Origin of the sequence: Trinickia sp. (assembly GCF_051961175.1) — a bacterium.
In the GTDB taxonomy this organism is placed as follows: Bacteria; Pseudomonadota; Gammaproteobacteria; order Burkholderiales; family Burkholderiaceae; genus Trinickia.
The window spans coordinates 1-6713 of record NZ_JBQCDN010000193.1 but is presented as its reverse complement, the minus strand read 5'-3'; the positions used below and the strand labels follow the sequence as shown (position 1 = coordinate 6713).

Here is a 6713-nt window from a genome sequence, read left to right as displayed (position 1 = left end):
GTGCGCAATGATCGAGAAGTTGCGTATGTGATCCATTCAGGGCCGATCAAGCGAAAAAGGCGCGCTCGGACGATTGCGGAGCACGCCTTGTAAGTACGTGAAAAAACGGCCTATTTTAGCCGAAATGCCCCTCTCACGGCGGATTTCCGGGAGGTGGCCGTTTGGGTGGCCGTTTGGATGGCCGTTTGGGTAGCCGTTCGAGCGGCCGGAGCCGGGGATATGGACGCGCCGCGCACCTGCCTCAGTTCGCCGGAATTCACGCGCCGAACGACGCCAATGCCGCCCGCACGCGCTCGCTATCGAGCCGATAGTGGCAAAGCTCGACTCCGTTGCACACGAGCACCGGCACGAGCTCGTCATAGCGCGCGACGAGTTCGGGATCGCCATCAACATCGACGACCTCGACCGTTGCCCCGAACGCATCGGCCAACGGCCTGAGCGCGTCCAGCATCTGCTCGCACAAATGACACCACGCACGCGAGTACAGCGTGAGATGCGCTGCGGCGCGGGCCGTCATTTCGCTTTCGCGCGCGGCTTGATGGGGACGAACTGCGTGTTCTCGCCGCGGCGCACGAGCACGGCCACCGGCTTTTGCGGATCCAGGTGGGCCGTGACCTGCTCGAACTGCTTCGCGCTCGCGACGTCGTTATCGCCGACGCGCAGGATGATGTCGCCCTTTTGCAGCCCCACCCGCGCCGCGGGCCCGTCGACATCTTCCACCTGCACGCCGCCCGTGCGCAGCTTCAGCGACTTGATTCGATCGGCCGGCAGATCCGACACGGTCACGCCGAGCGCATTCGAGGGGCGTGGCCGCGCGGGCGGCGCCTGCTGCTCGTCCGCCTTGGCGGTCTTTTCGGACTGCGTCTGCACGACCGTGATCGGCACCTCGCGCGACTGGCCCTTGCGCCAGAACGTCACCGTCGCATGCGTGCCCGGTTTCGTGTCACCCACCATGCGCGGCAGATCGGTGTCGGTTTCGACGGGCAGACCGTTGAATTTGAGGATGATGTCGCCCGGTTGTAATCCTGCCTTATCGGCGGGACCGCCGGGTTCGACGCTGCTCACGAGCGCACCTTGCGCGCGCGGCAAACCGAGGGAATCGGCCACATCCTTCGTCACCTCGCCGATCGAAACGGCGATGCGCCCCCGGACCACCTTGCCGGTGGTTTCGAGCTGATCGGCCACGCGCATTGCATCGTCGATCGGAATCGCGAACGCAATGCCCATGAACCCGCCCGTGCGGCTGTAGATCTGCGAGTTGATGCCGATCACCTCGCCTTGCATGTTGATCAGCGGCCCCCCCGAATTGCCGGGGTTCACGGCTGCGTCGGTCTGGATGAACGGCAGGTAATCGCCCGTCTCGCGCCCTTTCGCGCTGACGATGCCGGCCGTCACGGTATTGTCGAGCCCGAACGGCGAACCGATCGCGACGACCCACTCGCCCACCCGCACCTTGTTCGAATCGCCGATCGTCACGATGGGCAGATTGGACGCATTGATTTTCACGACGGCGATATCCGTCCGATCGTCTACACCAATCAGCTTGGCCTTGAATTCGCGCTTGTCCGTGAGCGTGACGTAGATGTTGTCGGCATCGTCCACCACATGCGCGTTTGTCATGACGTAGCCGTCGGCCGACACGATGAAGCCCGACCCGACACCGCCACTTTTCTCGTCGTCGTTGTTGTTGTCGGACTGATCGGGACTGCCCCCGCGATCACCGCGATCGCCTCGGTCACCCCGATCGCCGCCGCGCGGGCCTTGCGGCAGCGGAATGCCGAAAAAGCGCCGGAAGAACTCCGACATGTCGCCATCGCCGATCCCCGGCGGATTGCCGCGCGGGCCGGTCGAGCTCGGCGCCAGCGTGGTGGTCCGAATGTTGACGACCGCCGGCCCGACCTTGTCGACGAGATCGGTGAAATCGGGCAGGTTCGCGGCCGGCACCGCCGATTGCGCGTGGGGCGCAAATGACAGGCAGGTCATAGCCGCGGCGGCCGCGAGGAATTTGCGCACCGAAAGATTCGTCATAACAGGGGAAGCCGAAGCGTTACTTGGTAGCCTTGTATTCTATGGCAGACGCGAAGCGTTGCAGCGTGGCCTGGGGCACTTCCCCGAGCACAGTCGTCCAATAATCGCGATATCGCGTGACAAGCACATGCGTGGCACCCGTGCTGCCGGCGCCTTCCTTGCGCGAGTTGCCCTCGGCCGGCTCGACGAATACGGAGATCGTGGAAAGCCCGTCGGAGAACACCGCCTGATCGACGGGAATCGGGCGTGCATTCGGATCGCGGGCGGCCATGAGCCGGCGCAATTCACGAATCTCATGGAAGCCGGGAACATCGGGCGCAATACGCCAACCCTGCGCCTGCATATCGACGGACGAAACGGGCGGCCGCACGAGCGTCCAGCCGTTCGTATTGCGCATACCGGCCGCAATGGCGCTCTTTTGCGCCGGCACGCCGATCCGCACCTGCGTGAACGCCACCTGCGCAAGCACCTGGCCCGACGCGTCGAGTGTCTGCACGCGCAGCAGGAGGCCCGTCTTCGCATCGGCCCATAGCTTATAGGCGAAGCGGTAGGCATCCTTCGGATCGAGTTCGATGACCTGCGCATCGAGCCCTGCGACGCGATCGTCGCCGAGCATCTTCGGATCGTAGACCGTCAGGACCCGCGAGCCGCTTTCGCTCAACAGCGCGGGGAACGAATCCTTGTTGAGCCGCTTTTCGACGACGCACAGGCGCCGCTCGGGCACAAACGTGTAGAGATCGTCGTCATGGCGCAAGAGTTTGCGCTGCTGGCCATCCAGGCTTTCGACCGATTCGAATTCGCCGTCGCCCCGCACGGCATAGTGGGCAATCCGCGAGGACTGCACAAAATTGCCGTGCTGATAGACGAACACGCCTTCGTAATTTTCGCGCCGCGCCGCCTCTTGGATCCGATCCAGCCAACCCGCCGCCTGCTGGCGTAACGTGGCATCGGCCTCAGCGTGAGCCGCACGCGGGGAAACCGACAACATCGCGGCCGCGCAAAGCAGCCACGCCGCCCATTGCCGCGGGGCGGCGACGCGCATCGAGCGCAATGTCCGCATCGGGTTATTGGCCTTGCGACGTCTGAACAGCGGCACGGATGAGCGGCGTCGCCCCCACCACCATCGGCTGCTGGGCGAATTGCTGGTGAGCTTCCAGATACTGATCCAATTGAGCGTCGCGAATGATATTGCCCTCTTGCGCGCCCGGCACGTTCGTCATCGCGACCGATTGCACGCCATCGGCGTGGCTGCTCGTGGCCGCCGTTTGAACCGTTCCTTGCGACGGGCCGCCGTGCCATTGCGGCAGGACGATCCAAGTCAGCATAGCCGCCGCGGCCGCCACGGCGAGCGCCGGCGCGGCGCGCCGGCGCAGCACCGATGGGCTGCGTCGCGCCGCCTCTTGGGGCGCAATGAAGTGCGGCTCGGATTCGAGCCTTGCGGCGAAGCCCGCGAGAAACGCCTGGCTCTTCGCAGGGTGGATAGCAAGATCGTCCGAACGCAACGCATCGCCGATCAAGTGATAGGCCGACCACGTGCTGCGATCGGCGTAGTCGAACTCGGTCAGGACACCGTCGAACGACATCGGGGCATCAAGCCCTTCCCCGTCGACAAATGCCGACAAGCGCTCGCCGCGCGAGCTACCCTGCGATTGCATCGAAACCGACCCCATGACGCTCCCCATCTCACAAACACCCCGTAGTGATACGACTTAACCCAGTTCTTGCTCTATCTCGTCCACGATGCCGATCCTTGCCGCGCGGCCGCAGGCGTAGCCTGCAAGCGCGTTACCAGCGTCTACCTTCCGGCGTGTCCAGCAGTGGACGCAATTTTGCCGCAATCGCCTCACGAGCGCGAAAAATCCGCGATCGAACCGTTCCGATGGGGCACCCCATCATCTCGGCAATTTCTTCGTAGCTCAGACCTTCGATTTCACGAAGGGTAATGGCCACCCGAAGCTCTTCCGGCAAAAGTGCCATGGCAGCATTGACCGTCTGCGCGATCTGCTTGCTCATCAACAACGACTCGGGCGTGTTGATATCCCTTAGTTGATCGGCGTCCGAGAAAGTTTCCGCCTCTTCGGCGTTTGCTTCGGTGGAAGTCGGGGCGCGTCGGCTTTGCGTCGCGAGATAGTTCTTTGCCGTGTTCACGGCAATCCGGTACAGCCAGGTATAGAACGCCGATTCGCCGCGGAACTGCGGCAGGGCACGATAAGCCTTGATGAATGCGTCTTGCGCGACGTCTTCCACTTCGGCAGGGTCGCGCACAAGCCGCGAGATCAACCGAATGATCTTGCGATGATATTTCGAGACCAGGAGTTCGAACGCGGCCTTGTCGCCTTGCTGCACGCGTTCGACCAGAACCTGGTCGATTTCCTTTTCGCTCACCTGATGGGGTCCGTTCACTTGGGAGAAAACCTGGCGGACGGCTATTGTAGCGTCCCTATCTTCCCCTCATGCGCCATGTGTAACCGCCGTTACGGCCGTTACAGATTAGCTTCGGTTACAAGGGGAACTCGCCGGCGTCAACGCGAGCCTTTCACCTCGCGCCTGTCCCCCTAGTACGCGGCGTGCCGGCCCCGGACCGCCAACGCGCGAAACGCTCCGGCATCGACGGCATCCGCGCAGACGACGAACGCGTTCGACCGGCGCGCGTCGCTGCCGGCAACGGCCAGCACGAGCAACCGCTCCGCCCATCCTGTAAAGCCGACGATGCGCCCTTGAAACAGCGGGCGCCCGGCGCTGTCGAACGCCGCCAGGCCTTCCGGGGTCAATTCAAGCAGCGACGGCTGCCGGCGCTCGTAGCGCGCGAGCGATAAGCCGAGCGCCGCAAGCGTCGCCCCCGCGAGGCAGAGCGCATCGATCGCACCCAAGCGGGGTTCCACCGTAAAAAAGACGGCTGCCGCGCAAACGAGCGCGAAGGCCGATGCGACCGAGCGCACCGTGCGCGAACGCCGCAGCGTCACCCGCCGCGGCGCACCCGGTTCGACTTCGAGATCGCCGTCCGTCAACGAACCGCCACGCTCAAGCGCGCTTGAAGACAAGCGTGCCGTTCGTACCGCCGAACCCGAACGAGTTCTTCAACGCGACATCGATCTTCATCTCCCGCGCCTGATTCGCGCAGTAGTCCAGATCGCATTTCGGGTCTTGATTGAAGATGTTGATCGTGGGCGGCGACACTTGATGATGGATGGCCAGCACCGTGAACACCGATTCCAGGCCGCCCGAACCGCCGAGCAAGTGCCCCGTCATCGATTTCGTCGAGTTCACGACCACCTTCTTCGCGTGATCGCCAAGCGCGCGCTTGATGCCCGTCGTTTCGGCCAGATCGCCCAGCGGCGTCGAGGTGCCGTGCGCGTTCACGTAGTCGACTTCGTCGGCGTTGACGCCCGCATTGCGCAAAGCCGCGGCCATGCAGCGCCGCGCGCCGTCGCCGTCTTCGAGCGGCGCCGTCATGTGATACGCATCGGCGCTCATGCCGTAGCCCCCGATTTCGGCGTAGATCTTCGCGCCGCGCGCTTTGGCGTGCTCGTACTCTTCGAGCACCATGACGCCCGCCCCCTCGCCCAGCACGAAGCCATCGCGATCGGCGTCCCACGGACGGCTGGCCGTGGCGGGATCGTCATTGCGTTGCGAGAGCGCGCGCGCCGCCGCGAAGCCGCCGATCCCGAGCGGGGAGACCGTCGCTTCCGCGCCGCCCGCCACCATCAAATCCGCATCGCCGTACTCGATCAGACGTGCGGCTTCGCCGATGCAATGCAGGCCCGTGGTACAGGCCGTGACGATGGCCAGATTCGGGCCCTTCAAGCCAAAGCGCATCGACAGGTGGCCCGAAATCATGTTGATGATCGATGCGGGCACGAAGAACGGCGAGATGCGGCGCGGGCCGCGATTGAGCAGCTCCGTTTGCGTCACTTCGATCATCGGCAACCCGCCGATGCCCGATCCGACGATGACACCGCAGCGCTCGGCGTTGGCCTCGGTGACTTCGAAGCCGCTGTCGTGCATCGCCTGGATGCCGGCTGCCATGCCGTAATGGATAAATGTATCCATATGGCGGGCTTCCTTGGCCGGCATGTACTCTTCGACGTCGAAGCCTTTGACTTCGCCGGCGAAGCGCGTCGAGAAGTTCGTCGCATCGAACTTCGTGATGGTCGCGATACCGGACTTGCCGGCAACCAGATTGGCCCAGCCGTCGGCACCATGATTGCCGACAGGCGATACCAGACCCAAGCCTGTAACAACAACGCGGCGACGGCTCACGGTAACCCCTTTTCCATAAATGACAAAAGCAAAAGCCACAGCACCCACAGGAAACCGCCCTGTGAGCCCTGTGGCTAAGAATTCGGCACTAGCATCGGCATCCGGCGTGGATACGCGTCAACCGCGGCCAGCGTGCAGCGCGAGGCTCAGGTGTTACGCCTTGACGTTTGCGCGCGCGTAGTCGATCGCTTGTTGGACCGTCGTGATCTTCTCGGCTTCCTCGTCCGGAATTTCCATGCCGAACTCGTCTTCCAGCGCCATCACGAGCTCGACCGTGTCGAGCGAGTCCGCGCCGAGATCGTTCACGAACGAAGCTTCGTTCTTGATTTCAGCTTCGGCGACGCCCAGTTGTTCCGCGACGATCTTCTTGACGCGCTGTTCGATGTTGTCCATTACCCCTCCGAGGGAAAAAGTTCAAAAATCCA

At 63.5% G+C, this 6713-nt stretch carries 8 protein-coding genes; all 8 read right to left on the bottom strand.

What is annotated here, in order from left to right:
* Window positions 1-256: 256 nt before the first annotated feature.
* Entirely contained in the window at window positions 257-517 is a 261-nt protein-coding gene (locus ACTHL0_RS11315) for a glutaredoxin family protein (protein ID WP_440566828.1), read from the bottom strand.
* Window positions 514-2028: a DegQ family serine endoprotease gene (locus ACTHL0_RS11310; RefSeq protein ID WP_440566827.1), complete on the bottom strand. Its 1515-nt coding sequence runs from the start codon at window positions 2026-2028 to the stop codon at window positions 514-516. The genes ACTHL0_RS11315 and ACTHL0_RS11310 overlap by 4 nt, the downstream gene beginning before the upstream one ends.
* 19 nt (window positions 2029-2047) lie before the next feature.
* Complete coding sequence (locus ACTHL0_RS11305) at window positions 2048-3088, bottom strand: MucB/RseB C-terminal domain-containing protein (protein WP_440566826.1); 1041 nt, start codon at window positions 3086-3088, stop codon at window positions 2048-2050.
* A 4-nt stretch (window positions 3089-3092) separates the two neighbouring features.
* Window positions 3093-3698 carry a sigma-E factor negative regulatory protein gene (locus ACTHL0_RS11300; protein ID WP_440566825.1) on the bottom strand — a complete coding sequence of 202 codons (606 nt, stop codon included), beginning with the start codon at window positions 3696-3698 and terminating at the stop codon, window positions 3093-3095.
* Between the two features lie 115 nt (window positions 3699-3813).
* The gene (rpoE, locus tag ACTHL0_RS11295; RefSeq protein WP_440535320.1) at window positions 3814-4413 is read right to left on the bottom strand and encodes an RNA polymerase sigma factor RpoE; all 600 of its coding nucleotides are present in this window, start codon (window positions 4411-4413) and stop codon (window positions 3814-3816) included.
* Between the two features lie 170 nt (window positions 4414-4583).
* Window positions 4584-5069 carry a hypothetical protein gene (locus ACTHL0_RS11290; protein ID WP_440566824.1) on the bottom strand — a complete coding sequence of 162 codons (486 nt, stop codon included), beginning with the start codon at window positions 5067-5069 and terminating at the stop codon, window positions 4584-4586.
* Complete coding sequence (gene fabF, locus ACTHL0_RS11285; RefSeq protein ID WP_440566823.1) at window positions 5050-6288, bottom strand: beta-ketoacyl-ACP synthase II; 1239 nt, start codon at window positions 6286-6288, stop codon at window positions 5050-5052. Before fabF ends, ACTHL0_RS11290 begins: the two co-directional genes overlap by 20 nt.
* A gap of 153 nt (window positions 6289-6441) precedes the next feature.
* On the bottom strand, window positions 6442-6681 hold the full coding sequence (acpP, locus tag ACTHL0_RS11280) for an acyl carrier protein (RefSeq protein WP_004197638.1): 240 nt from the start codon (window positions 6679-6681) through the stop codon (window positions 6442-6444).
* Window positions 6682-6713: the final 32 nt, after the last annotated feature.

Coding starts and splice junctions, on each gene's coding strand:
- ACTHL0_RS11315 (WP_440566828.1), bottom strand. CDS start 517: ATGACGGCCCGCGCCGCAGCGCATCTCACGCTGTACTCGCGTGCGTGG.
- ACTHL0_RS11310 (WP_440566827.1), bottom strand. CDS start 2,028: ATGACGAATCTTTCGGTGCGCAAATTCCTCGCGGCCGCCGCGGCTATG.
- ACTHL0_RS11305 (WP_440566826.1), bottom strand. CDS start 3,088: ATGCGGACATTGCGCTCGATGCGCGTCGCCGCCCCGCGGCAATGGGCG.
- ACTHL0_RS11300 (WP_440566825.1), bottom strand. CDS start 3,698: ATGGGGTCGGTTTCGATGCAATCGCAGGGTAGCTCGCGCGGCGAGCGC.
- acpP (WP_004197638.1), bottom strand. CDS start 6,681: ATGGACAACATCGAACAGCGCGTCAAGAAGATCGTCGCGGAACAACTG.